The sequence below is a fragment of the Paenibacillus pinisoli genome (assembly GCF_003605435.1).
In the GTDB taxonomy this organism is placed as follows: Bacteria; Bacillota; Bacilli; order Paenibacillales; family Paenibacillaceae; genus Pristimantibacillus; species Pristimantibacillus pinisoli.
In genome coordinates this window covers 667,722-693,611 of record NZ_QXQB01000003.1, presented here as the reverse complement: position 1 = coordinate 693,611, position 25,890 = coordinate 667,722, and the positions used below count along the sequence as shown (strand labels likewise).

Here is a 25,890-nt window from a genome sequence, read left to right as displayed (position 1 = left end):
GCACGATTAGGGGAAAGGAGCGTTGCAGCGTTGAAGCAACTGCTTGTTATCGGAAGCGTCAATATGGATGTCGTTAGCAACGTGAAGCAATTCCCGCTGCCGGGAGAGACCATTCACAGCAGCGGCACGAAGTTTGTACCGGGCGGCAAAGGAGCCAACCAGGCCGTTGCTGCCGCCAGAGCGGGAGCGGCGTGCACCATGGTCGGCGCTGTCGGGCTTGATCCGTTCGGCGATACGCTCGTCGAATCTTTGGCGGAGAAGGGCGTGCAGGCGGATTCGGTCCTGCGCAAGGAAGGGACGTCAGGCATAGCGCTCATTACCGTCAATGAGGAAGGCGAAAACAATATCATCTTGTCCGCCGGGGCGAACGGAAAGGTAAGCGAAGAGGATATCGCCTCCGGCGTGCAGTGGGATGGCATTTATGCGGTGCTGCTGCAGAATGAGATTCCGTGGGAGACGACAGTCGCTGCGATTCGCAGCGCGAGCGCGCAAGGCGTACGCGTCTTTCTGAATCCGGCGCCGGCGAGAGAGCTCTCGGACGACTTGTTCCCGCTGATCGACACGCTGATTGTGAACGAGACAGAAGCAGCTGTCGTCACTGGCGTAAAGGTTATAGATTTCGCTTCCGCTGAAGCGTCTGCAGAGCGGGCGCTGGCCAAAGGCGCTGCCAGCGTCATCGTGACGCTGGGCGAGCAAGGCTGCTTTTATGCCAGCGCTGCTGGCGTTCGCGCAGCCGTGCCTGCGTTCCGCGTGAAGCCGGTCGATACGACCGCTGCGGGCGACACGTTCATCGGCGCTTACGCCGCAGCGTGCACGGATGGTCTTGCAACCGAGGAAGCGCTGCGTTTCGCCGCCGCTGCTGCCGCATTGGCTGTTACTCGGCCGGGCGCGCAATCCTCGATTCCGGACAAAGCGGAGATCGAAGCCTTTTTGATAAGCCATTCATAACATAAGTAGGAAGAAGAAGCCTCCTGCTCGCGATGAGCGAACGGAGGCTTTTTTCGCACGGCCCGAATCTCCCGACGCGCGGTGCTCTCTGCATGATAAGGCTCGAACATGATATTGGGGATGAGTCGCGCGCTTTTGTCGCGTTGTTAGTTCATGAGCTTAAGGAAGGATTCCTCGATATAGGCCATATCCGCTGATCCGACAATCGCATCGATGGTTTTGCCTTTGGGCGTAATGAAGAACATGGACGGGAAGCCGTGGCTGCCGTAATTCGTATAGAGCTGATTCGACTCGTCCAGCAGCACCGGATAGTCGATATTATGCTTCTCGACGTAGCCGATGACTTCGGACAATTCGTCCCGCTGAATGACATTAATGCCATACACATTAATGAATTCCTTGTATTTGTCGTGCAGCTCAACAATCTTCGGAGCGTCCTCGTTGCAATAGGGACACCAGGAGGTGAAGAACAGAAGCACGGTCGGTTTGTCGGAGTAATCGATGGATACATAGCTACGGCTGCTCAAGTCCTGCAGCATAATGGATTCATCCATTTGGTAGGCGTATACGGGAGTGTCATTATTATAGAATTGATAGATCAGAACGCCGATCCCGCCAATCGCGACGAACAGCAGCGCGTAGGTGACCCCAAAACGCAGCTTTGTCATGGTATTCTCACTCCGATCTGAAAGATGGAAAGCACTTTTACTATATACGATTAGGGGAAGAAAATATAGCCTTTCCCCCTTTGTTTTTCCATATGGGATTGGCCAGCAAGCATTGCCAATGAGAACCCCGCTGTCTGATGACAGCGGGGTTCCCTGCGTTTATTCGCTGCCAGCTTGAAATCTGCCGGACTTGCTGATACGTTAATAGAAAACAGGCACAAGAATGGCGGGGAATGCAGACGTGAAGAGATATGGAGCGATCGAAGGCGGGGGAACGAAGTTTGTATGCGGCATCGGCGCGGAGGATGGCACGATACAGGATACGGTATCCATCCCGACAACCACGCCGGAAGAAACGATGAGCAAGGCAATGGCTTATTTCGCAGGCAAAGAGATCGAGGCAATCGGCATCGGGACGTTCGGTCCGGTCGATGTCCATGCGGACAGTCCGACATACGGTTCTGTCACGAAGACGCCGAAGCCTCACTGGAGCGGCTATGATCTGGTCGGCTACGTGAAGCGGGAGCTGAAGGTACCAGTGGGCTTTGATACGGACGTCAATGCCGCGGCGCTGGGCGAGCTGTTGTGGGGAGCGGCCCAAGGGCTGCAAAGCTGCCTCTACATGACGGTAGGCACGGGTATTGGCGCAGGTGCCGTAGCGGAGGGCAGGCTTGTCCACGGCCTTACGCACCCGGAGATGGGGCATATTATCGTGCGCCGCCATCCCGAGGACCATTATGGGGGGAAGTGCCCGTTTCATGGAGATTGCCTGGAGGGGCTTGCCGCAGGCCCAGCCCTTGAGGCGCGCTGGGGAGTGAATGCATCCGAGCTTGGCGAGGATCATGCCGCGTGGCGCTTCCAAAGCTACTATATCGCTCAGGCGCTCATGAACTACATCTTGATCCTGTCGCCAGAGCGGCTGATTCTGGGTGGAGGCGTCATGCATCAGGCGCATCTGTTCCCTCTTATCCGAGAGCAGGTGAAAGAGCTGCTAAAGGGCTATGTGCATCATCCTGCGCTGGACCGGGACATTGATCGTTATATCGTAAGTCCGGGTCTGGGCGACAAGGCAGGGATTAGCGGCGCACTGGCGCTCGCTGTGAAAGCGGCGGAGGCTTAGCGGTCTAGAATGATTAGAAGGAGGAAAAAGATGACCAAGATTTTTCAGCATATCGATACAGTCTTTATTCCAGTCAGAAACATAGACAGAGCTGCAGAATGGTATACCGGCATCATGGGCGGCAGTCTAGGCTGGAGGAGCGAGAAGGGCGAATACCAATGCATCTTGTTCGGGCAGACTTCTCTCACGCTGTGCTTGACCGATGACGAGACCGCTTTTCAATCCAAGCGTGCTGCCTTTAATTTCTATGTTGCTAATGCCGAAGAAGCATTCGCCTATTTGAAGTCCCATGATGTGCAAGTAGAGGGGATTTTGGAATACGGGGCAAAGTATTTTGCATTCTATGACCCTGATGGCAACGCTTTGGAAGTATGCGAGTATTAATACGGGTCTTTATTTTGTGAAAGAGATAAAGCCTCCAGTTCTGCAATTTTATGCGGAGCTGGAGGCTTTCATTTTATGGCGTGAGGAAAAGCTGTTCCGCCAGACGGTCCGCTGCTGCCGATGTGGGGATGTTCTGCGCATCGGACAGATCATAAACACGCGACAATGTGCCATAGATCGTCTCTACATTGCGCTTGGCCTCCGCCGCGTCGCCGCCGCTAAGCTCGGACGCGGTTACGATAATGCCGCCTGCATTAATGACATAGTCAGGGGCGTACAGAATGCCGCGGCTTTGCAGCTTGATGCTGTGCCGCTCCTCCGCCAGCTGATTATTAGCAGCTCCAGCGACAATTCGGCAATTCAGCCGGCCGATCGCGATGTCGTCCAGCACGCCGCCGAGCGCGCAGGGGGCGAGCACATCGCACGGCGCCGCCAGGATCTGGTCCGGCCGGGAGACGGCTGCGCCGAATTCCTTCACCGCCAGCCGGACCCGTTCGCTATTAATGTCCGCCACCGTAAGTCTGGCTCCCGCGTCCTTCAAATAACGGCATAGATGATAGCCTACCTTGCCTAATCCTTGAACGGCTGCGCTTCGATGCTGCAGCGACTCGGAGCCGAACAGACGCTTCAGCGAGGCCCGAATACCAAGAAATACCCCGTAGGCCGTCATCTTAGCGGTCAAATCCCCGACCGCCCCTAGTGAGCCGCTCACATCCGTGACGAAGGATGTCTCTTGCCGCACGGTATCCATATCCGCAACGGTCGAGCCCAGGTCCATGCCGGTAATGTATTGCCCCTGAAGCTTCTGGATATGCTTTCCTAATGTACGAAACAACGCATCGCGAGGCCCGGCATTCGGAGAATCCAATATGACGGCCTTGCCTCCGCCGTATGGAACACCGGCCAGCGCCGATTTGTAGGTCATGCTGCGGGCCAGTCTCAGCGCATCGATGACGGCATCCTTGTCGCTGGCATATTGCCTTATCCGGCAGCCGCCAAGCGCAGGGCCGAGTCTCGTATTATGAATGGCGACGATGGCTTTGAACCCGATCGACCTGTCTTGCAGGAATAGCAGCTGCTCGTATTCGTCTCTCCAAGCGTCCATCCTCTCGCCCCTTTCATTTCGGTATGCTGTAGCATATTCCGGCAAGCGGGAAGCGGATTGGACACGGCGTACAGGGCTTAGACTGGACGGCTGCGGCGCTAGTTTAACGGGATGGCGCTGAAGACTGCTGAATCGAGGCGCACGGTAAACCATTGGACGAAGAGCCGGTTTATGTTTTATTCTATGGGTCTGATTGTTAATGTTCGAGAAGATAGGAGCTTGTGCCATGCTATCATTCCTCTTAACCGTCAAGCGCCTGCTTAGCGCGCTGTGGCGTTCATTCAAGCGTAAAGATTTTCAGGCATTGTTTGTATTGGTTGTCGTGATGCTGCTGTCGGGCACTGTGTTTTTTGTCCGGAATGAGGGGCTGTCCATCGTCGATGCGCTGTATGTCTGCGTCTTGACGCTAAGTACGGTGGGACATCCGACGTTCGAGCCGCAGACCGTGCTGGGCAAGGTATTCATGATGCTTTATGTGATTGTAGGCACCGGATTGTTCCTTGGCCTGATTGGACATATTGCCTATTCGCTGATCAAGCAGCCGGAGCGGAAGCCGGATAGTAAAGAAGAGGAGTAATCTGCAGCACAGACCGGGAGAATGGTCGCAATAAGTAGACAGGCACGCAATCTCGGTTGTGTGCCTGTTAATATTGGGAGCTATTTGATTTGCACTTTCTTCAGCTCGTTCAAGACCGCGACCAAGGCGCGGAAGCTTGCATTCATGGCGGCATCGGAGCCGAAATTAAGCGCGATATGGGTATCGCTGGCGGGATCATAGTGAAGATGAGCGGCTGTAATGCCGAGATGTCCTCTTAATCTGGGGTATCCCCGCAGCAGAAAAAACAGCCGCTCAAACCGGATTTCCATCATGCCGAGCCCGTAATAGATGCCAGGTCGGAACCGGTAAGGGAATGAGGCGGCTTGCTGCAGGGTGGAAGGAGCGATCAACTCCCCGTTATGCAGCGCTTTGCTGAAGGCAATCAAGTCGTCGGTCGTTGACACGATGCCGCCTCCAGACCAATCGCAGCTGAGACTGTCCAGCCTGCTTAGATCGCGTCCTTTGAACCAGAGCGGAGAGATAGGGGGAGCCGGCGCATTCATAGGCTCGGTATAGAACATCAGGTAAGTATCCCTTAGCTCCAGCGGCTCAAAAATATGCTTGCGAAGAAGGCTGCCATAGGAGCTGCCGGTTGCCTTCTCCATGAGCTGTCCCAGCAGAATATAGCCTGTGTCGGAATATCGGAACTGCTCTCCCGGAGGGCCGAATGCCCGCTGACGCTCTCTTGTGAAAGCGACAAGCTCTTGCGGTGTCCATATTCGGTTCGGCTCGGAGAAGATGCTGTGGGGGAATCTCCGTCCGCTGGTGACGGGACCTTCAAAATAATCGCCGACGCCCGATGTATGGTTCAGCAGCTGGCTGACCGTCACCTCGTAAGCATAGTCTCGTCCCCGGTGCAGGAACAACTGTTCCAGCTCCTCTTTCTCAAAATAAGAAGCGATGCGGTCGCCAAGTCCGATGAGTCCTTGATCGGCCAGCATACCCGCCATCGTCATCGTAAACAGCTTGCCGACGCTGGCGGCGTGATACGGCTTTGGGCTGTTGGGGAAGCGGTAATCGATGCCGGATGAGGCGGAGTATATCCGTCCCTGAATCTCCGTCTTGCGGCCTTTCGGCACGCCAATCTGTTTTTGCTCATATTTTCGAAAGATGTCATTCAGTCTCTGCGAAAGCTCGGGATTGTTTGATGAGGCTAATTCAGTTTGCGATGTCATTGTGCAGGCCTCCTGCCGTTCTTTTTTTTATCCCTAATAGATATATTGCTAATAGCGGCAGTTCATGACTGCGGCAATCGGGATGGAAAGGCGGTGAGGGGATGGAACATGTTATATTGGGATTGCTGATGATTCAGAGCCAGACCTTGTACGAGCTGTATCAAAGCTTCAAGCGGGGAATTTCCTTGTTCTACAGCGCAAGCTACGGCAGCTTGCAGACGGCGCTGAAGAAGCTGCTTGGCAAGGAGTGGGTATGCTGCGAGGAGCTCATTGAAAACGGCAGGCTCAAGAAGATATACCGCGTGCTCCCGCAAGGGCGCGAGCAATTCCGCCTCTGGATGCTGAGCGAGACGCCGGACCATAAGCTGGAGGTGGCGGCGTTATCGAAGCTGTTTTTTTTGGGGCATATGGATGATGCGTCGGAGAAGCAGCGTATCGTTGGCGAGATTGCAGACAAGCTGGAGCGGGCGCTGGAGGGTCTTGAGCGGACAAGACGGGAATTGGAGCGGATAGATGTGCCGGAGCCATATCGAGACATCTTCCGGTATCAGCTGTTGACGCTGAATTATGGCTTGGGAGCGCATCGTTATGCGAGAGATTGGTTCGGGAGACTGGGAGAGGAACTGCGGGAATGAGGGCAGGCGACTGGGGAAATAGGTGAAAAATGCAGAACATCTTCGAATGTTTCTACTATTTTACACTTATTTGTGGTATCCTTAGACGCTATATACGATTACAACACACATGCGTGTTCAAATAGGAGAACGACACTAATGAATTTTCAAGAATTGAAGCTGATACAGCCCATTTTGCAAGCTTTGAGCAAAGAAAACTATACAGCGCCTACGCCGATTCAGGAGCGCTCCATTCCATCCGTGCTGGAGGGCCGCGACCTGCTGGGCTGCGCGCAGACCGGGACGGGCAAGACAGCGGCATTCTCGCTTCCGATGATCCAGCTGCTGAGCGGCAGCATGGGGCGGGCGAGGAGAGACCGCCCTATCCGGGGATTGATTTTGTCGCCAACGCGGGAGCTCGCGCTCCAAATTTCGGACAATATCCAGGCTTACAGCCAGTTTACTCAGGTGAGCTGTCTTGCTATTGTAGGCGGCGTATCCCAGAGCGGACAGGAGCGTGCGCTTGCGCAAGGCGCCGATATATTGATTGCAACGCCAGGCCGTCTGATGGATCTGCTGAACCAGAAGGTGATTAATCTGGGCGCAGTAGAGATGCTCGTGCTGGATGAGGCGGACCGCATGCTGGACATGGGGTTTATTAACGATGTCAAAAAAATAATTGCTAAGCTGCCGGCCAAGCGCCAGACGCTGTTCTTCTCGGCAACGATGCCGCCGGAGATCGCGCATCTAGCGGACAGTCTGCTTAAGGATCCGGTTAAGGTGGAAGTCACGCCCGTATCGTCAACGGTCGACCGCATTCATCAATCCGTCTATCTGGTGGACAAGGCGAACAAGCAGGCGCTGCTGAACGAGCTGCTTTCGGATCAGTCGATCGTATCAGCGCTTGTGTTCACACGGACAAAGCATGGCGCGGACCGCGTAGCCCGCGGACTGAACAAGCAGCGGATTACGGCGCAGGCCATTCATGGCGACAAGTCGCAGAATGCGCGCCAGAACGCGCTTAACAACTTCAAGAGCGGCGCGACCCGCGTGCTTGTGGCGACGGATATTGCGGCGAGAGGCATTGACGTGGAGGAGCTGTCGCACGTCATTAACTTCAACCTGCCGAATATTTCGGAGACCTACGTGCATCGCATCGGCCGGACAGGCAGGGCAGGACACGATGGTACGGCGATCTCCTTCTGCGAGAAGGACGAGCTTCCATACCTGAAGGATATAGAGAAATTAATTAAAAAGAAAATTCCGGTCGTCCAGGATCACGCTTATCCGATGACAGGAGATGCGCCTGCTGTTGTGGCGGAGCAGGCATCCTCTAAGCCGAGTGCTTCTGCAGCGAAGCCGGCGGCGGAAGGAGCCGCGGGCAGCGGCAAGAAGTCTCGCCGGAAGAAGAGCAAGCCGCAAGGAACGAGCGCGGGTGCGGGAGCGAATGCGGCTGGTTCGGAGAAGCAGCAAGGCAATTCGCAGGCTAAAGCGTCGGGAGCGGAAGCTGGTCCGGGCGAGAGTGCGGCTGGTTCAGTTAAGCGGCAAGGTAAGCCGCAGGGTAAAGCGTCGGGATCGGAGGCTGGCCCGGGCGAGAACGCGGCTGGTTCGGTGAAGCGGCAAAGTAAGCCTGCGCAATCCGGTGAGGCGGGGCAGCAGGCCGGCAAGCCAAAACGCTCGGACGGCTCCAAGCCGCAAGAGAAGGAGCAGGTGCGTTCGCAGGGACAGGCAGCGGCGAAGCCGAATCAGTCCCGCCATGCGAAGGGTGACCGTACGCGCGAAGGACAGAGCCAGCGTCAATCGGGCAAGCCGGCCAGATCCCAGCATCAGCAGAGGCCGTCTTCTACTAGCCGTAATTCGCAGCTGCAGCCGCGGCAGGAAGTACACCAGGAGTCGGGCAAGGTTATATCGATTCTTCCTTCGCCATGGTCGTCTTTTTCGTCCAAATCGAAGAAGTAGCTTGTCTTTATAAAGTTATGCCAAATAGCATCCGGGTTGCCTGGATGCTATTTGGCGTTGCACGGCATGCAGCCGCCAGCCGCGGTCTCGCGCGCCCTCTAAGCCGAGTTTCTCGGCATGCAGCGTTCAGCCGCGGTCTCGCGCGCGTTCTAAGCCGAGTTTCTCGGCATGCAGCCGCCAGTCGCGGTCTCGCGCGCGTTCTAAGCCGAATTTCTCGGCATGCAGCGTTCAGCCGCGGTCTCGCGCGCGTTCTAAGCCGAGTTTCTCGGCATGCAGCCGCCAGTCGCGGTCTCGCGCGCGTTCTAAGCCGAATTTCTCGGCATGCAGCGTTCAGCCGCGGTCTCGCGCGCGTTCTAAGCCGAGTTTCTCGGCATGCAGCCGCCAGTCGCGGTCTCGCGCGCGTTCTAAGCCGAATTTCTCGGCATGCAGCGTTCAGCCGCGGTCTCGCGCGCGTTCTAAGCCGAGTTTCTCGGCATGCAGCCGCCAGTCGCGGTCTCGCGCGCGTTCTAAGCCGAATTTCTCGGCATGCAGCGTTCAGCCGCGGTCTCGCGCGCGTTCTAAGCCGAGTTTCTCGGCATGCAGCCGCCAGTCGCGGTCTCTCGCGCGCTCTAAGCCGAGTTTCTCGGCATGCAGTGGTCAACCGCGGTTTCGCGCGCGTTCTAAGCCGAGTTTCTCGGCATGCAGCCGCCAGTCGCGGTCTCGCGCCCTCTAAGCCGAGTTTCTCGGCATGCAGCCGCCAGCCGCGATATCGCGCGCCCTCTAAGCCGAGTTTCTCGGCATGCAGCCGCCAGCCGCGGGTTCGCGCGCCTTCTAAGCCGAGTTTCTCGGCTTAGATCAGCCCCATGCGAACAAATCTTTAGCTGCTTATCATTTGTCCCACACGAAACAAATTCGGCACCTCTTCTCGTCTATGGATGCAAGGGGGGATAAGATGAGAAAAGCGGTCTTGTTAGTGGCGGTTATGCTCGCGTATTGGCTCATGCAACCCGGTCAAGCGATGGCTCTTGAATGTGTGCAGCCCGGAACGCTTGAGGAACGATATCAGAAGCATGACGGGATCATAGTGGCAGAAGTGCTGGAAGTTGCAAAGGGCAAGTCCAAGCACAAGATAAAGCTTAACGTGAAGCAAAGCTTCAAAGGGGTTGAGGTTGACCACATCACGATTCAAGAGGATCAATATTGGGAGAAAGACCATCGCGAAAGCCAGGAAGGCGAGGAGTACCTGTACTATTTGAAAAATATCGACGGCAAGTGGGAGAACCAATTATGCTCGCCAACCGGAAAATTATCTCTAGCCGGAGTAGAACTGGATTACTTGAAAGATAAGGAGATCCAACTACAACCTGCGAGCGAGCCGCCGGCAATAGATGCATCCGAAGCCCCGGCAGCAACCGATCGGACAGACGATGATGACCCCCAGAGCCGTATGATCGCAAGCAGTCCGGAAAAAGGGCAGCCATCCGATTCCGGGAACAGCATCTCTGGCGGACTGATGATTGGTTTATTTTCGGCGATAGCCGTTGTCCTCATTGTTGCACTGCTCGGGATGAGAAGAAGAAAGTAGAGAGTTGACTTTTGCATCAGAAAATTTATAATAATCAGTAAATATCTGGATGTGTAACTGGCGAGAGCGTAGATGACTACGGGGGAGCACATCTGTCATACAAGCCGTTCGCCTGGGCAAAGCATTTGATCATCGATCGAATGCTTTTTTATGTTCAAAGGAGCGTAGATAGGATGGGAAAACCGAAGAAGCGAGTAGCGGTGCTGATGTATGAGGGTGTGGATACGCTTGATCTGGCAGGTCCTTTCGATGTGTTTGCAGTGGCGAGCAATTGGGGGCAGGATTTTCAGGTTTATACAGCAGCGCTGGAGAAGCGGGAGTATCGGTCGATTAGCGGCATCACGCTTGTTCCGTCTTATAGCGCCGAGGATTGTCCAACTCCGGATATCCTGATTGTGCCGGGAGGCTGGGGAGCGCGTACGGAGATGCATCATACGGTGATGACGGAGTGGATCAGAGCCTTATCGAAAAAGGCGGAGCTTACGATATCCGTCTGCACCGGGGCATTGCTGCTTGCCAAGGCGGGATTGCTGGATGGCCTGTCGATTACAACGAACAGCCGCGCTATGGATCTGCTTCGTGAAGCAGCGCCGCTTTCCGCTCGCATTGTGGAGGGCGTCCGCTATGTAGACAACGGCAGTATTATTATGTCGGCTGGCGTGACGGCTGGCATAGATGCGGCTTTGCATGCGGTGGAACGACTGGCGGGCGAAGGACGCGCGCTCGAAACGGCAGCAAAGCTTGAATACCACTGGAATCGTGAAGCTCCTGTTCTCAATGTCTTTGATGATCAGCTGTCGATTCGCAGAGCGACTACAGAGGATGCAATAAAACTGCAGGAGTTACTGCAAGAGGCAGCCAGATGGATTCAATCAGCGCATGGCTTGCGGCAATGGAGGGAGGAGAACTTCACGCAAGCTTCGGTCGACGCGTTCATCGGGGAGCATGAGGTGTTTGTTGCGGAGCGGGGACGGGAGCTGGTTGGATGCTACTCTGTGCACTGGACGTATGAGGAAATCTGGGGGGAACGCTACCATGAAGATGCGGGTTATGTGCATAGATTGGCTGTCTCTCGGCGATATCAAGGTGCGGGAATAGGCCGGCAGCTGCTTGCATCAGCGGAGAGCTATATCCGCAGCCAAGGAAAGCGCTGGCTGCGTCTCGACTGCATGGCGGACAATGCCGGCCTCAATCGCTATTACCAAAGCCAAGGCTTTGGGCTGCAGGGCCGTTTTGATGGAGAAGGCTGGAGCGCCAATCTGTATGAACGGAGAATTGCCGAATGACATATGGAAGGGGCTGCTTGGACGGATTTCGGGCAGCTCTAATTTGCAAAAGCCGCTGATATGTTGCCATTAACGTTGATGGTCGTGCCGCTATGTCATATGGCTGGAAGCTTGCATGAACTATGCACGGAAATTTTGCTCTGTGCCATTCAATTGATCGCGCCCGCATGAGAGAGTTGAACGATGACCCGGAGCCTTACTGGCGCTGGGTCATTATTGTTTTGATGCATTTCACCTCATCCTATATGCAACTGACCGCGCAAGGTCTTGAAGTGCAGACGAAAAATGGTATTCTGAGTTACAGAAAAGAGGAATCGGCAAGCCGGAAGGAGCTGTGAGCTTGAAGCTTATTATAGACCAGTCGCTGGATCATCAGGACGTCGAAATTACAATTAAGTGCGGCATCATCGACGAACAGTTGGAGCGGCTAATTGCCCAGATCAGACTTTATTCATTCTCCATTACAGGCAAGAAGGATGGGCGCAGCCATCTCATTCGGCTGGAGGATGTCTACTACTTCGAATCGACAGACAACAAGACCTTCCTCTACTGCGAAAAGGATGTGTACGAATGCCACTACAAGCTGTATGAGCTGGAGGAGCATTTGGCGAACAGTCACTTTGTGCGGATCAGCAAGTCCTGCATTCTGAACATCGCCATGCTGGCGAATGTGCGTGCGCTGTTGAACGGCAAGTTCGAGGCGCAGCTCGTAAACAAGGAGAAGCTGATTATTAACCGCCATTATGTTCAGGCGATCAAAGATAAAATTCAGTTTTAAGGAGGGGATGGCATGTTCAGGTTCAAGAGCTATTTTACGATTACCTGCTATACCTTTACGTTGATTACGCTGATGTATTCGATTTTTGCGAAAATAGAATTGTTTACGCCGCTGTCGGTTGATGACGTGTTTATCTACTTTCTGATGACAGTCTGTCTGACGGGCCTGATTGCACTGATCGATCTGCTGCCTGTCACCAGCTATGTGATGGTCTCGCTGCTTCGGATTGCAGCCATTGCTGCGGTTGTGTTCACCATCGGGATTGTGTTCGAAATGTTCCCGCTGGAATGGAAGTATATTGGTCCGATCATCGGTATGATTCTGCTCACTTATTTTGCAGTCAGCGCTTTGATGATGATACGGGATCAGGCGGATGCAAGGGCGATTAACAAGCAGCTTTCCCAGCGGAAGCTGGATATGAAGCAGGGAAAAGGAGAGTAGCATGAATAAGATCATTGAGGTTAACGGGTTGCGCAAATCGTTCGGAGAGCTCGAGGCGGTAAAAGGCATTGACTTCTACGTGGAACAGGGCAGCATGTTCGCGTTCCTCGGGCCCAACGGAGCCGGCAAGTCGACAACGATAGATATGCTGACGACACAATTGGAGCCGGACGGCGGGGAGGCAAGCGTAGGCGGCTACAGGCTTGGCAAAGAGGATGACGGCATCCGCTCCTCGATCGGCATCGTATTCCAGGACAGTATGCTTGATCGGTTCCTGACGGTGAAGGAGAATTTGTTCGTCCGGGGCAGCTTCTATAAGCTCACGCGCAAGGAGCTTAAGGCTGCGGTGGCAAGAGCGGTCGAAGTGGCCGACGTCAGCGGCTTTCTGGACCGTCCGTACGGCAAGCTGTCCGGCGGTCAGCGCAGACGGGCAGATATCGCGAGGGCGCTCATTCATGCGCCGTCCGTCTTGTTCCTCGACGAGCCGACGACAGGCCTGGATCCGCAGACGCGCAAGCATGTATGGACCACAATCCGCCAGCTTCAGAAGGAGCAGGGCATGACGATATTTTTGACGACGCATTACATGGAAGAAGCTGCGCAAGCCGATTATATTACGCTGATGGATCATGGGCAGCTGTTGGCAAAAGGAACGCCTAGCGAACTGAAGGACCGGTACGCCACAGATCTGCTCAAGCTGATACCGACTAGCCCGACTGAGCTGGCTCAATACTTGAATGACCGATCGCTGCCGCATACCGTACAGGGAGGCATCTATCTGATTCCGCTAAAGCGAACAATTGATGCGCTGCCTCTGATCGAGGAATGCAAGGGCAATATTACCGGCATCGAAATTGTTAGCGGCTCGTTGGATGATGTGTTTTTGAATCTGACAGGAACGGGGATGAGAGCATAATGAACGTCATTGCAGCGCGTAATATCAAGTTATTTTTCCGTGACCGCCGAAATGTTGTTATGTCCTTTATGTCCGTGTTTATCATATTTGGCCTTTATATATTGTTTCTTGGAGATACGTTGAAGTCAGGCTTGTCGGATATGCCGGGTGTCGGATTCATATTGGACAGCTGGGTGATGGCGGGCATTCTGGCCGTTACATCGGTCACGGCAACGCTTGGCGCGCTCGGCATTATGGTCGAGGATCGCACGCAAAATATTTTGAAAGATTTCAAGGCAGCCCCGATCAAACGTTATGATCTTGTGGGAGGGTACTTGCTTAGCGCTTTTACGATTGGATTGTTGCTTAGTCTAGTTACATTTGTGCTGGCGGAAATCTATATTGTGCTGCAGGGCGGAGAGTGGCTGCCTTTTGCCGCGTGGATCAAAGTAATCGGTCTTATTTTGTTGTCGGTGCTCTCCAGCAGCTCCATCGTATTTTTCATAACGTCGCTGTTGAACAGCCGCAATTCATTCTCCACGGCAGGAACGATCATCGGTACGCTAATCGGCTTTCTGACGGGAATCTACATCCCGATTGGCTCGCTGCCGGAACCAGTACAATGGATGATCAAGCTATTTCCCGTCTCTCACGCCGGAGCCTTGATCCGCAGCGTTATGGTAGAGCAGCCGATGCAAGCCTCCTTCACGGGAGCGAGCACGGAGATGGTGCAGCAGTTCAAGCTGGAGATGGGCGTCGCTTTTCAGTATGGAAGCACAATCTCTTCAACAGCGCTGAGCATCGGAGTGTTGCTCGGGACGACGGTGCTGTTCTATCTGCTGTCCATTATGGTCGTGTCGAAGAAAGCCAGGTAGCGGGGGATGGTGAGTAGTTAGTTTTATGCGAACGAATGGGTTAAATTGCAAAATTTCCGATCACCGCACAGCTTGGCTGGTGGATCGCATGCAGGGATCAGGTTTAAAGTGCGAGAAGTGCATGGAAATAACTGATTAGAACATAATAGCCGGTACAGCCTCAAGGGCTGTATCGGCTATTGGTGCGTTTGGGAGTATAGATAAACTGTAAGCCGAGAAACTCGGCTTACAGCGTGGGGCCGAGCGGCAAAGAGAGTTGCAAGCCGAGAAACTCGGTATAGAGAGCACCGCCGAGCGGCGAAGAGCGTTGCAAGCCGAGAAACTCGGCATAGAGAGCGCCGTCGGGCGGCAAAGAGAGCTGCAAGCCGAGAAACTCGGCATAGAGAGCGCCGTCGGGCGGCGAAGAGCGTTGCAAGCCGAGAAACTCGGCATAGAGAGCGCCGTCAGGCGGCGAAGAGCGTTGCAAGCCGAGAAAATCGGCATAGAGAGTGCCGCCGAGCGGCGAAGAGCGTTGCATGCCGAGAAACTCGGCATAGAGAGCGCCGCCAGGCGGCAAAGAGAGCTGCAAGCCGAGAAACTCGGCATAGAGAGTGCTGCCGAGCGGTGAAGAGCGTTGCATGCCGAGAAAATCGGCATAGAGAGCGCCGCCGAGCGGCGAAGAGCGTTGCAAGCCGAGAAACTCGGCATAGAGAGCGCCGTCAAACGGCAAAGAGCGTTGCAAGCCGAGAAACTCGGCATTAGAGAGCGCCGCCGAGTGGCGAAGAGCGTTGCATGCCGAGAAACTCGGCATAGAGAGCGCCGCCGAGCGGCGAAGAGCGTTGCAAGCCGAGAAACTCGGCATAGAGAGCGCCGCCGAGCGGCGAAGAGCGTTGCATGCCGAGAAACTCGGCATAGAGAGTGACGCCGAGCGGCAAAGAGAGCTGCAAGCCGAGAAACTCGGCTTAGAGCGCCAGCGAAAGCCGCACCAACGCGCGAAGCCGCTGCATGCCGACCAACCTCGGCTTGCAGCGGCTTCAATTACGTGCGGGAGCCGGCGTCGCCCGCGGCTCCGCAGGATTCGCGGATGATGAGCTCCGGGGAATGGTTGATGCTGAGCATTTCCTCGGAGCCGTTAATGGCGCTAATGAGCTGCATGACCGCCATGCGGCCCAAGTATTCATTGTGCTGATCCAGCGACGTCAGGCGCGGGATGCTGTAGTCACTCTGAAGGAACTGATCGCAGCTGGCGATTGCGATGTCGCCCGGGCAATCCAGGCCGCGGTCCCTCATGGCCCGAATAGCGCCGATGGCAACCATATCGTTAATGGCGATCACCGCCGTCGGCAAGCTATCCGCCGAGGTGTCCAGCAGCTGGATCATCGCGGAATAGCCGTCCTGCGCATAGTAGTCGGATGTGACGATATGCCGCTCGTCGACCTGCTTGTTCAGCACCTGCAGGCTGTGCTTGAACGCATCGATACGTGCAGATGTGATGCGGATGCCGGGCTCGCCGCCGATAAAGCCGATTCGCTCGTGGCCGAGCGCGATAAAGTGATGCACGATCGAGGTGACTCCCTGCTTCAAGTTCCGCTCGATAAAGAGACAGTCGCAGCCGTCGATCTTGGAGCCGACAATGACGACGGGCACCCGGCGCTGCAATTGGTTGAGCGCATGGATGAAGGAGTTGGGTACATCCTCCTTGTCTATGCTGCCGCCGAGAATCAGCACGCCATCCACCTGTTTCTCCAAAATCATTTTGAAATAGTCCTCTTCATTCAGATGAAGCTCATTCTGCAGCTGATGGCGGACGAACATCGTGTTGAACAGCAGCGTGGCATACTGATTTTTCAGCGCGAAGTTCTGAACCTCCAGGAACAAGGAAGCGAAGTAAGGGTTCGTAATGTCCGGCAAAATAATGCCGATATTCTTCGATGTGTGATTGACCATGCCTCTGGCGAACACGCTTGGCGTATAGTTGTATTCGTCGATAATTTGCTGAATCTTCTCCCTCTTTTTGGGAGAGACGGACGGACTGTTGTTAAGCACACGCGAAACAGTGGACACGGATACGCCGCTTTTTTGGGCGATCTCCTGAATGGTCATTTTCGTTTTCAACGGGGCACATCCTTTGGCCGATGCTGTGTTTTATAGCTAAATTTTAACCCAAGATCAGGTTTTATTCAACAGATGTTTGGTATCGTTACCACGAAATGAAGGGTGAGGTTGATTCCATTGGCTTTATCTCGATTTTACTCAAAATTTCGCTTGAATATGCTGTTGACAGCTTCTTTTTCATTTGTTAATCTCATGACAACAACGAAATAATGCAACCGTTTTTGGTAACGATACCAAATTGATAGGAGGTGCAGCTGTGGAACAGCCAATTACGCAATCTATACTCGCAGTCGATCTGGGCGGTACGTCGATATTGCTCGGAGAAGTCACATTGGACGGCAAAGTGCTGCATACGCAGTCGTATCCCACGAATACGGCGACACAAGCAGCTGCCATGGAGAATATACAGAAGGCTATATCCGATTATCTGGGTACCGCGCCGAGAATAGCGCGAGAGCTCATCGCGATTGGCATCGGCGTAGTAGGCCGGGTAGACAGAGCCCAGGGCGTGTGGATGGAGATCCAGCCGGGCAAGACAAACCCGACCGACGTAAGGAGCATCATCGAGCAGCAATTTGGCCTTCCATGCGGAATCGACAACGATGTGTCCTGCGCGACGCTGGCAGAGCTGAAGCATGGCTGGGGCAGGGAGTCGAAGGACTTTATTTACCTCAACGTTGGCACGGGCATTGCGGCGGGTTTCGTCGTTAATGGCGCAATCATCGAAGGCTCGCATTTCAATGCGGGAGAGATCGGGCACATGGTTGTGGATATGAACAGTGACGCTATATGCGCCTGCGGCCGCAGAGGCTGCGTCGAGCGATTGTCCTCCGGCCTCGGCTTGCACGAAAGGGTTATTAATCTGCGCAGCCAATACCCGGATACCGCGATCGCTATTGAAGAGGGCAAGCGGGTAGCGGCCGAGACGATCTTCGAGCAAGCCCAAGCGGGTGACGCGCTGGCGGAGCGGGTGACGGAGGAAGGCGCACGGGCGCTGGCTGCCGCGATTATGAACATGGTGCGCGTATCCGACCCGGATACGATCGTGCTGGGCGGCGGAGTAGGCGGCAATGCGTACTTCAAGGAGCTGGTCGGGCAATACCTCAATCCGAAGACGATGCGATTTGTTGCGAACGGAATTGCAGGCACGAAGCAAGAGACGCCGGAAGCGGGACTTGTAGGCGCAGCCATGGTGGGGTTGGAAGCATGGACTATGAAGCAGGGGAGTGTTGTCTCATGATGAACGAAAGCTTCAAGCAGGACATCAGAAAGTCGGGTTATCTTCATCGCCCGCTGTCCATCTACCGGGAACATTCGATGGAGAAGGAACAAGCGAAGCAGGCTGTGCTCTCCCGTGAAACACTATTCGATGCGGCTGTCGGCGAAAGCCATCAATGGGTTCATCACGGCGTAGGGTCGCTAAGAACAAGCGAGCAAGCAGTCCAGCTCGTATCGCCTTCCATTATGCCCCATTGGCCGGAAGGAGCGCCTGCTGACGGTGATTATGTGAATTTCGGCAGCGCATGGATGACCTTGAAGCTTCCGCAGGTGAACTGGGAAGCCTTCAACCGCATCACGCTTAACCTGCATCCTGATTTTCACGGCGTGCCTAACGCCTACATTATGATCAAGTTCAAGAACGAGGGCGCCATTCCGATTCCTGATCTGTATCACCGCGAGGGCGTACATGGCGTGAATATGGATAACCATGAGTGGAACACCGTTCATCTGGACATTCAAGAGCTTCCTAGGGACGTCATTACAGAGCTGACTATCGGATATTACCTGAACGGCAAAGAGAAGGCGACGGGAGACGTCATTGAGTTGGCGCTCAAGGATATTACGCTGGAGAAAGTGGACGGACATCATGTGTCCAAGGGCTGGGTGCCGAAGCGGGGGGAGATTGTGTATTCCCATAGCGGCTATTCCGTCGATGGAAGCAAGACGGCCTTTGCTGTCGGACTTGAGGGGGAGCTCTTTCAGCTGCTTCACGAAGTCAGCGGGGCGGCAGTATTCACCGGCAAGTTAAGCGAGATGGAGACGGAGTGGGGAACGTTCCAAGTGATGGACTTCTCCGAGTTCAAGCAGAACGGCCGCTATACGCTAAGCGCAGGCGGCGCAGCGACGCAGAGCTTCGCCATTGGAGCCGCGCCGGGCGTATGGCATGCCTCCGTATGGAAATCGCTGAACTTTATTTTTTGCGAGCGCTGCGGCTACCCGGTTCCAGGCATCCACGGCAGCTGCCATGCGGATATTGTAGCGAACCATAAAGGAACTATGCTGTCGTTCAACGGCGGCTGGCACGATGCGGGCGATGTCTCTCAACAGCTGATCCAGTCGGCAGAGGTGACGCATTCGCTGTTCGAGATGGCGGAGCAAGTGAAGCCATTCGATGAGGATCTCTATCTTCGATTGCTGGAGGAAGGCGAGTGGGGACTTGATTTTATGCTGAAAACCCGATTCGGAGACGGTTATCGCGCAACAAGCGCAGGTATTACCCGTTGGACGGACGGGCGCATCGGCAATATGGATGACGCGGAAGCGCGAGTCCATAACCAGGCCTATGAGAACTTCTACTGCGCAGGCATTGAAGCTTATATCCATAGCCGGATAGTGCATCATCCAGCCTTATCGAAGCGGCTGCTGGTGATCGCCAAGGAAGATTTCCAATATGCGCTGGAAGAGTTCAAGAAGCATGGCTTCGACCAAAAGCCGATTTTCTGGGAGCATACGTACCAATCGTCCGAGAGCTTGTACATGGCAACAGCCTCATGGGCGGCGTCGATGCTCTACAAGGCGACCAAGGACAGCTTCTATGCGAAGAAGGCAGCGGAGTTCATCGCTTTTGTGAGGAGATCCCAGGAGCTTGAAGGCATCGAGGTAGAGGGCGGAGCCAAGCTGAGCGGCTTCTTCTACCGGAATCCAAGCCAAGAGGTCGTACAGCACTTCAATCACCAGGCGCGTGAGCATCTCTATATGATGGCTTTCTCCGCCATCCATGAGACGCAGGGGGAGCATCCTGAAGCTGGCGATTGGCTGGCATCGATCGAGGCTTACGCGGAATACGTCAAGCGCCTTGCAGCATATACGCTGCCGTATCCGATGCTGGCAAGCGGCGTCTACCATGTGAATGAGCATCAGGACGACAAGAGCTTCAACTATCAGCATTTGCTTATCGACCATCAAGCGCAAGAAGATTACGGCGACCAGCTTAATGCGGGCGTGAAGCTGAATGAAGAGTATTATTTGCGCAGATTCCCGGTATGGTTCTCGTTCAGAGGCAACAACGCGATCATGCTGTCGCAAGGGAAGGCGGCTTCCGTCGCAGGCCTCCATCTGAAGGATAAGGCTTTGCTGGATATTGCGGAGGGCCAGCTGCGCTGGATCGTCGGGCAAAATCCGTTCGGCCAATCCATGATGCACGGCGAAGGGTACCGCTATGCGCAGCAATATTCGGTGCTGTGCGGCGAGATGACGGGCGAATTGCCGGTCGGCGTACAAACCTTCGGCAATGAGGATGAGCCGTATTGGCCGCAATTCAATAACGCAACTTATAAAGAAGTATGGACCGGCGTAGCGGGCAAATGGATGTCCATCGTAGCCGATCTGTACGCAGCGGAGGTGTAGACTGTGAAACCAACCATGATGACTTATATCAATGAAGAGAAGGAGATGTCGGAGCGTATTCTCGCCGCCTATCCGGACAATGTGGAGAAGTTCGCGGAGCTTGCCTCCGGCAAGCAGGACTGGCTGCTCGTCGCAACAGGCTCCAGCTACAACGCAGCGCTGAGTGCCAGGTACGCCATTGAGCGCTGGGCGGGCGTACGCGTAGACATCAAGGAGCCGTTCCCGTTCACGCATTATGACAAAATGAGCCCTTATACGGATCTTGCGATCGGCATCTCCCAGAGCGGTCACAGCACTTCAACGATCGGAGCGCTGGAGCGCATGCGCGAGGAGGCGGGGCTGCCTGTAATCGCACTGAGCGCGGATACGGAGAGCGCCATAAGCGAAGCTGCCGACTTAACGGTCGATATCGGCTGCGGCGCGGAACGGGTCGGCTATGTGACAAAGGGCTTTCTGGCTACTGTGCTCACCTTGATGCTTGCGGGCCTGCGCACAGGCGAGCTGAACGGCAGCATGAGCGCTGTCGAGGTGCAGGTGCAGCTGGATTCGTTGCGGCGCGCTGCGGCGGCTATTCCGGCAACGATTGCCCGCACGGAGGCGTTCTTCGAGACGTTCCGCGAAGAGCTTGCCAGCGCGCCGCGGTTCACGGCGGTCGGTTATGGACCTGCGGTAGGGACAATCAAGGAGTTCGAGACCAAATTCGTCGAGACCGTCCGGGTGCCATCGCAGGGCGTAGAGGTGGAGGCGTTCATGCATGGCCCGTATCTGGAGGTCAATCCAGAGCACCGCTTCTTCTTCGTTGAGACGGAGAGCCCGGTCAAGGATCGTCTGGAGCGGCTTCGCAGCTATGAAGAGCGCATCTCGAGGCATGTCTACACGATTACGACAGGAAGCTCCTCCGAAGCGAATGTGATTGGGCTGGACCTCGCTATTGACGAGTACGCCGCGCCTTTTGCGCTGATCATTCCTTTTCAAATACTAGCGCATCATATTGCGGGGGCGAGAGGCATCGACCTGACGAACCGCATCTATACCGACTTCGGTATGGCTATGAAGAGCAAGACACAGCCGGGCAACTACGCCTAGGCGGTAGCGAGCAAGGATAAGAGGGTTGGCACACCAACATCCGGGCAACTGACCAACATCGTGCATATCGTGCTGATCGATTTTGCTACTTTCGTAATATCCCATTGGTTTAGGGCGAGCTTCGCTTTGGACATATAACATCATATGGAGAGGGGTAATACAAGCATGACGAAAGCCAGAAAGACCACGATGCTGATCGTGTCCGCGATTCTTGTATGCGGAACCATCCTAGCAGGCTGCAGCAGTTCGAAGAAGACGAACTCGGAGCCTGCTCCAAGCCCGTCCGATTCCGAAGCAACGGCGGAGTGGGAACTGGGCTCGGAGCCGATCGAATTCACCATGTACGGACATTATGACTGGTACGATGTGCCGGCATGGGACAGCACGGTAGCAGGAAGATGGATCAAGGAGAACAAAGGGGTCAACATCGTTCCGATTACGGCAAGCGGCAATGCCGATCAGAAGCTGAGCACAATGATTGCTTCAAGCACATTGCCGAATGTGATATGGATGGACCGTGGTGCAGAGGTAGAGAGACTGCGTGAAGCAGGCATGCTCGTTCCATTCGATGACTATCTGGACAAATATCCCAATCTGAAAACTTGGATGGGCGACAATATCAACCTTCTCCGCTCCTCCGACGGCAAGCTGTATCAGTTCCCTAACTGGTATACGAACCGCCCGAACGGCAACGCAGGTTACGTCATCAACAAGAAAATCTACGGCGAGCTGGGTTCGCCCAAGCTGGAGACGACAGAAGATCTGTACGACTATCTCGTACAAGTAAAAGCGAAGTACGGCGACAGCATCGTGCCGTTCGAGCCGCATCTGGCGAAGGACCTGCAGGGGCTTGGCGTGCTTTACACGGGATTTGCTGAAAACGCTCTCTATGAATATTTGGGCATGCGCGCTGTGCCGCAAGGCGACAAGCTGACATCCCTGTTCACAGATCCGACCTTCCGCGAGGCGCAGCAGTATATCTCCAAGCTGTACCGCGAGAAGCTGATCTCCCAGGACGCATTCACACAGACGCTGGACCAGATCGAGGAGAAGGTGATGCAGGGCCGGGTAGCGGTCTACGCAGGCTCCAACCCGATTGCGATGGATGCCCATCAAGAGCTCTCGAAGAACGATCCTGAAGCCGGTTACTTCATGATCTGGCCGATTCATAAAGAAGGCTTGGACAAAAACAAAATTTACCCGGGCACTTACTCCGCTTTGGGCTGGAACGTAAGCGTTATCACGAAGACGGCGAAGGATCCGGAGAAGATCTTCGCATTCCTGGACTGGTACACAGGACCGGAAGGACAGGCGCTTCTCTTCTTCGGTCCGGAGGGCAAGAACTGGAAGGGCTTCGACGAAGACGGCCACCCGGTCTACACGGACGAATACGATGCCAAGGAAGTGCTGGACCTTCAGCAGGCGCATGACCGCATCATGTGGAACGGCAACACGGGCTACATCGACCCGGCTAAAATGAAGTATGAAAGCAAGCTCCCGCCGGAGCAGCAGAACTGGGCGGCGCGTTATCAGAATGAAGTGACTTGGCCGACTCAAGCCGACGTTACGGAATACATCAACCTGGATCCGGAGCCGAATAGCGATCTGGGCCTCGTCAAGCAGCGTGTGGACGATATCTTCACGCAAGCCTATGCGCAAAGCGTCATGGCGAAGAGCGACGCAGAGGTGCTCAGCATCCTGGACAAAGCGGAGCAAAACGCGCAAGATGCCGGCTATACCAAGCTTCTGGAATGGCGCACAGAAGTATGGCAAAACAACAAAAGGCTGATTGCAGGGGAATAATACCGTCATACACATACAGCTATAAAGGATAGGAGCAAGTATAGAGCCGTCTCTTGCAGAGGAATCTGCGGGAGGCGGCTATTTGCATTTGAATGCATGCGCTCTTGATCATTTGGCAAAAAAGAGATTGTCCGTTCGCACGATGTCAGGTATAATGGGCATACCTTTCACAGAATCGACACTTTTTGGCCTTGCAATTCCTGCGAATTTCTTATTTTATTCCGATGTGAATAGTGCGGGATGCAATAGCTGTAGCCGAGTAGAGGGAACCTTTTTCCATTGAAAAGGTTCTTTTTATATACCATTTAAAAATGTTGGGAGCGGGTAGAGTGGAGCATTATCTGTTTAAGCAATTGGCTTTTGTCCGAAGCGGCACGTTGAAGGCGGCAAGCGGGGTGACGGAGGAGATGGCGGACCTTATACCGGACGGCTTCCGCAATTCGATTCGCTGGAACATGGGGCATGTCTATGTCGTGCTGGAGCGGTTCGCCTTTCAATACATCGGGCTTCCGCAGCAATTGCCGGACGGCTTCAAGGAGCGGTTCGAATACGGCACCTCTCCATTAACAAGCGCAAGCTCTGCGCCTCTGCCGTCTCTGCCTGAGCTGGAGCAGCTGCTCGGAGAGCAGAATGCCCGTATTCAGGCGACGCTGCAGGATCGGCTGCAGGAGAAGATTACGCCTTACACCACTTCGACGGGTTTTACGATGGATTCGCCGGAGCAATTTCTAAGCCTTGCCTTGTATCATGAAGGCCAGCACCAAAGTGTTATTAAACTATACAAAAATTTGCTGAACCGATAGCCTGCGCAGGCGCGGTAACTACAAACATCGCATTCCTAGGATTGTATCGTTGCAGCAAGAGAAAGTAGGGATTTGTTTGTTGCGTCGTGTCTTCGGGACGGTTACCCAATTCCATCCCATCGTTCAGGTGCTGCTGGCGGGCACCATATTCGCCAGAATTGCCAGCTCGATGAGCTTGCCTTTCCTCGCCATCTACTTATTAGCCGCGACAGATATGAGTCCTACGATGATCGGCGTCACCGTCGGCATCGGCTCGCTGGCAGGCATGCTCGGAGGCTTCTTCGGCGGCTATCTGTCCGACCGGTTCGGGCGCAGAATCATTATGCTGGCAGCGATCTATATGTGGGGCTTCGTCTTTCTGGGCTTTGCCTTCACCGGCGTCCCCATCATTTTCGCGCTGCTTAATGCCATTAACGGGCTGTGCCGCTCCTTCTATGAGCCTGTCTCACAGGCGCTAATGGCCGATCTGACCGGGAAGGAGAAGCGGTATCAGGTCTTCTCCCTCCGTTACATGGCGATCAATATCGGCGTATCGGTCGGTCCGCTTCTTGGAACCTTGTTCGCCGCGATGAGCGGCCGCTTGCCGTGGATCATTACCGGCTGCATCTATCTGTGCTATGGCGTCCTGCTTCATGTGCTGCTGAACAAATTCGGCATCCGCAGCATTGAAGGGGAGAAGAAGGAGCCGGTTACGATCGGCCAGTCCTGGAATGTGATTCGCCGGGACAAAGCGTTCCGATATTTCATTATCGGGGGCATAATTAGCGCTATCTCCTACGCGCAGATGACGTCCACCCTATCGCAATTTGTGGACGGGCAGTTCGCGAATGGAGTTACGCTGTTCGCTTGGATGATGAGCATTAACGCCGTAGTCGTCATTGCTTTCCAGCTTCCATTCTCCAAGTGGGCGGAGAAGAAGTCGCCGATGACGGCGATTGCGGTCGGCAGCATCAGCTATGCGATCGGCCATGTCGGCTTTGCCTTCAGTGACAGCTGGTGGATGCTCATTGTATCGATGGTCATCTTCACCTGGGGCGAGATTCTGACGTTCCCGGCCGGTGCCATGATTATTGACCGGCTGGCGCCAGACAAGATGCGGGGCACTTACTTTGGCGCCCAGACGTTCACGAATCTGGGTCACTTCCTCGGTCCGTGGCTGGGCGGCATGCTGCTGCAGGGCTACGGGGGACGAAGCTTGTTCATCACCGTTGCAGTCGTTTCGATCATCTCCATCTGGTTCTACCTGCTGGGCGAAAAGCGGACGATGCAGCGGGATATGGGAGTTGGCGCATAACTTGGGAATCAAGCAAGACACTCTGGCACAAGTCATCATTTGATAAGGAGTGACAAGTCGTGGAGTTTATAGAAATCAAAAAAGACCTGTTCTCTATGGCAGATGAATATTTCTTGGCGCACTGTATTTCCTCGGATGCCAAAATGGGTGCGGGCATTGCGGTTGAGTTTAGAAAGAGATTTAAACTTAAATCCCTGCAAGATATGGCCATTAACCATAGGAAGATGTTATAAAGCAGGCAGAACCTTGAATCTGATTACCAAATCAAAATACTGGCATAAACCAACATACGAATCATTGACCAGGGCCGTTGCGTCTATGAAAGATGTGTGCTTGAACGAAGGAATTGCTAAGCTTGCCATGCCGCAAATCGGCTGTGGGCTTGATAAGCTGCAATGGGGCAAAGTAAGAGAAATCATTAAAGAGGCTTTTGAGGATACCGAAGTTGAAATAGTAGTTTGTACGTTATAAAGCAAAAATGATAATGAATGTGGCTGTCCCAAAAGGGGGAGCAGCGGATAAATCATTCACCAAACCTATTGAAAAAGCCTTCAAAACCACGCTTAGTGGGTTTGAAGGCTTCTTTCGTGGTAGCTGTAAGCCGAGTTTTTCGGGTTGCAGTCCGCCTCTCCGCTCGGTCGCACGCTCTAAGCCGAGTTTCTCGGCTTGTAGCTCGCCATTCCGCTGACTTGCACTCTGTAAGCCGAGTTTCTCGGAGTAAAGTCCGCCTCTCCGCTCGGTCGCACGCTCTAAGCCGATTTTCTCGGCATGCA

The 25,890-nt window shown here is 54.5% G+C and carries 26 protein-coding genes, 1 pseudogene and 1 riboswitch; of the genes and pseudogenes, 21 read left to right on the top strand and 6 right to left on the bottom strand.

From position 1 onward, the window contains the following. Nucleotides 1-30 precede the first annotated feature (30 nt). Nucleotides 31-948, top strand: coding sequence for a ribokinase (rbsK, locus tag D3P09_RS16465; RefSeq protein ID WP_120112148.1), 918 nt, complete (start codon nt 31-33; stop codon nt 946-948). Between the two features lie 146 nt (nt 949-1,094). Here the strand turns inward: rbsK and D3P09_RS16460 are convergent, their stop codons facing one another. After that, nucleotides 1,095-1,616 (bottom strand): TlpA family protein disulfide reductase, encoded by a 522-nt coding sequence (locus D3P09_RS16460; RefSeq protein ID WP_120112146.1) that lies wholly within the window; start codon nt 1,614-1,616, stop codon nt 1,095-1,097. A gap of 241 nt (nt 1,617-1,857) precedes the next feature. On the opposite strand from D3P09_RS16460, the gene D3P09_RS16455 reads away from it, so the two are divergent. Both D3P09_RS16455 and D3P09_RS16450 read left to right on the top strand, forming a co-directional pair. After that, on the top strand, nt 1,858-2,736 hold the full coding sequence (locus D3P09_RS16455; protein ID WP_120112533.1) for an ROK family protein: 879 nt from the start codon (nt 1,858-1,860) through the stop codon (nt 2,734-2,736). Between the two features lie 30 nt (nt 2,737-2,766). Beyond that, nucleotides 2,767-3,120 (top strand): VOC family protein, encoded by a 354-nt coding sequence (locus tag D3P09_RS16450; protein WP_120112144.1) that lies wholly within the window; start codon nt 2,767-2,769, stop codon nt 3,118-3,120. A 73-nt stretch (nt 3,121-3,193) separates the two neighbouring features. On the opposite strand, the gene D3P09_RS16445 is transcribed toward D3P09_RS16450, so the two are convergent. Then, nucleotides 3,194-4,225, bottom strand: coding sequence for a Leu/Phe/Val dehydrogenase (locus D3P09_RS16445; protein WP_120112142.1), 1,032 nt, complete (start codon nt 4,223-4,225; stop codon nt 3,194-3,196). 226 nt (nt 4,226-4,451) lie between these two features. Between D3P09_RS16445 and D3P09_RS16440 the strand changes: the two genes are divergently transcribed. Then, nucleotides 4,452-4,802 (top strand): potassium channel family protein, encoded by a 351-nt coding sequence (locus tag D3P09_RS16440; RefSeq protein ID WP_120112140.1) that lies wholly within the window; start codon nt 4,452-4,454, stop codon nt 4,800-4,802. A gap of 80 nt (nt 4,803-4,882) precedes the next feature. Here the strand turns inward: D3P09_RS16440 and D3P09_RS16435 are convergent, their stop codons facing one another. Beyond that, a complete protein-coding gene (locus D3P09_RS16435; RefSeq protein ID WP_120112138.1) occupies nt 4,883-5,998 on the bottom strand; it encodes a serine hydrolase domain-containing protein in 1,116 nt (371 codons plus the stop codon). A gap of 101 nt (nt 5,999-6,099) precedes the next feature. Here D3P09_RS16435 and D3P09_RS16430 point away from each other — a divergent pair, with 101 nt between their 5' ends. The 9 genes and pseudogenes from D3P09_RS16430 (at nt 6,100) to D3P09_RS16390 (ending at nt 14,410) form a co-directional block, all read left to right on the top strand. Then, nucleotides 6,100-6,633 carry a helix-turn-helix transcriptional regulator gene (locus D3P09_RS16430; RefSeq protein WP_120112135.1) on the top strand — a complete coding sequence of 178 codons (534 nt, stop codon included), beginning with the start codon at nt 6,100-6,102 and terminating at the stop codon, nt 6,631-6,633. A 138-nt stretch (nt 6,634-6,771) separates the two neighbouring features. Continuing rightward, nucleotides 6,772-8,016 (top strand): annotated as a pseudogene (locus D3P09_RS28170) (DEAD/DEAH box helicase); the annotation flags it as partial. Between the two features lie 1,486 nt (nt 8,017-9,502). Continuing rightward, nucleotides 9,503-10,135, top strand: coding sequence for a hypothetical protein (locus D3P09_RS16420; RefSeq protein WP_120112130.1), 633 nt, complete (start codon nt 9,503-9,505; stop codon nt 10,133-10,135). A 43-nt stretch (nt 10,136-10,178) separates the two neighbouring features. Continuing rightward, nucleotides 10,179-10,260, top strand: a riboswitch (ZMP/ZTP riboswitch). Between the two features lie 48 nt (nt 10,261-10,308). After that, on the top strand, nt 10,309-11,421 hold the full coding sequence (locus D3P09_RS16415; RefSeq protein ID WP_120112127.1) for a GNAT family N-acetyltransferase: 1,113 nt from the start codon (nt 10,309-10,311) through the stop codon (nt 11,419-11,421). 167 nt (nt 11,422-11,588) lie between these two features. Further along, nucleotides 11,589-11,759 (top strand): hypothetical protein, encoded by a 171-nt coding sequence (locus D3P09_RS27735; protein WP_165867468.1) that lies wholly within the window; start codon nt 11,589-11,591, stop codon nt 11,757-11,759. 2 nt (nt 11,760-11,761) lie between these two features. Further along, complete coding sequence (locus D3P09_RS16405) at nt 11,762-12,199, top strand: LytTR family DNA-binding domain-containing protein (RefSeq protein WP_120112123.1); 438 nt, start codon at nt 11,762-11,764, stop codon at nt 12,197-12,199. Between the two features lie 12 nt (nt 12,200-12,211). Then, nucleotides 12,212-12,640: a DUF3021 family protein gene (locus tag D3P09_RS16400; protein ID WP_120112120.1), complete on the top strand. Its 429-nt coding sequence runs from the start codon at nt 12,212-12,214 to the stop codon at nt 12,638-12,640. A gap of 1 nt (nt 12,641) precedes the next feature. After that, nucleotides 12,642-13,556, top strand: coding sequence for an ABC transporter ATP-binding protein (locus D3P09_RS16395; RefSeq protein ID WP_120112118.1), 915 nt, complete (start codon nt 12,642-12,644; stop codon nt 13,554-13,556). Beyond that, a complete protein-coding gene (locus tag D3P09_RS16390) occupies nt 13,556-14,410 on the top strand; it encodes an ABC transporter permease (protein WP_120112115.1) in 855 nt (284 codons plus the stop codon). Before D3P09_RS16395 ends, D3P09_RS16390 begins: the two co-directional genes overlap by 1 nt. A gap of 226 nt (nt 14,411-14,636) precedes the next feature. On the opposite strand, the gene D3P09_RS16385 is transcribed toward D3P09_RS16390, so the two are convergent. From D3P09_RS16385 to D3P09_RS16380, 3 genes are all read right to left on the bottom strand, one after another. Next, nucleotides 14,637-15,200, bottom strand: a complete 564-nt coding sequence (locus D3P09_RS16385; RefSeq protein ID WP_120112112.1) for a hypothetical protein — start codon at nt 15,198-15,200, stop codon at nt 14,637-14,639. Continuing rightward, a complete protein-coding gene (locus D3P09_RS27410; RefSeq protein ID WP_133305019.1) occupies nt 15,148-15,336 on the bottom strand; it encodes a hypothetical protein in 189 nt (62 codons plus the stop codon). The genes D3P09_RS16385 and D3P09_RS27410 overlap by 53 nt, the downstream gene beginning before the upstream one ends. 91 nt (nt 15,337-15,427) lie before the next feature. Continuing rightward, a complete protein-coding gene (locus tag D3P09_RS16380) occupies nt 15,428-16,492 on the bottom strand; it encodes a LacI family DNA-binding transcriptional regulator (protein ID WP_120112531.1) in 1,065 nt (354 codons plus the stop codon). 268 nt (nt 16,493-16,760) lie between these two features. On the opposite strand from D3P09_RS16380, the gene D3P09_RS16375 reads away from it, so the two are divergent. The 8 genes from D3P09_RS16375 to D3P09_RS28160 all read left to right on the top strand — a co-directional run bounded on the left by D3P09_RS16375 (nt 16,761) and on the right by D3P09_RS28160 (nt 25,588). Continuing rightward, entirely contained in the window at nt 16,761-17,744 is a 984-nt protein-coding gene (locus tag D3P09_RS16375; RefSeq protein WP_243644239.1) for an ROK family protein, read from the top strand. Continuing rightward, nucleotides 17,744-20,131, top strand: coding sequence for a glycoside hydrolase family 9 protein (locus D3P09_RS16370; protein WP_120112528.1), 2,388 nt, complete (start codon nt 17,744-17,746; stop codon nt 20,129-20,131). Before D3P09_RS16375 ends, D3P09_RS16370 begins: the two co-directional genes overlap by 1 nt. A 3-nt stretch (nt 20,132-20,134) precedes the next feature. Further along, on the top strand, nt 20,135-21,217 hold the full coding sequence (locus tag D3P09_RS16365; RefSeq protein WP_120112109.1) for an SIS domain-containing protein: 1,083 nt from the start codon (nt 20,135-20,137) through the stop codon (nt 21,215-21,217). Nucleotides 21,218-21,382: 165 nt separating this feature from the next. Beyond that, a complete protein-coding gene (locus tag D3P09_RS16360; RefSeq protein WP_120112108.1) occupies nt 21,383-23,020 on the top strand; it encodes an extracellular solute-binding protein in 1,638 nt (545 codons plus the stop codon). Nucleotides 23,021-23,349: 329 nt separating this feature from the next. Then, complete coding sequence (locus D3P09_RS16355) at nt 23,350-23,823, top strand: DinB family protein (protein WP_243644234.1); 474 nt, start codon at nt 23,350-23,352, stop codon at nt 23,821-23,823. A gap of 79 nt (nt 23,824-23,902) precedes the next feature. Continuing rightward, the gene (locus tag D3P09_RS16350; protein ID WP_424452453.1) at nt 23,903-25,117 is read left to right on the top strand and encodes an MDR family MFS transporter; all 1,215 of its coding nucleotides are present in this window, start codon (nt 23,903-23,905) and stop codon (nt 25,115-25,117) included. 59 nt (nt 25,118-25,176) lie between these two features. Next, nucleotides 25,177-25,350 (top strand): macro domain-containing protein, encoded by a 174-nt coding sequence (locus D3P09_RS28165; protein WP_243644230.1) that lies wholly within the window; start codon nt 25,177-25,179, stop codon nt 25,348-25,350. Between the two features lie 13 nt (nt 25,351-25,363). Further along, nucleotides 25,364-25,588 (top strand): macro domain-containing protein, encoded by a 225-nt coding sequence (locus D3P09_RS28160; RefSeq protein ID WP_243644229.1) that lies wholly within the window; start codon nt 25,364-25,366, stop codon nt 25,586-25,588. The last annotated feature ends 302 nt before the right edge of the window (nt 25,589-25,890 follow it).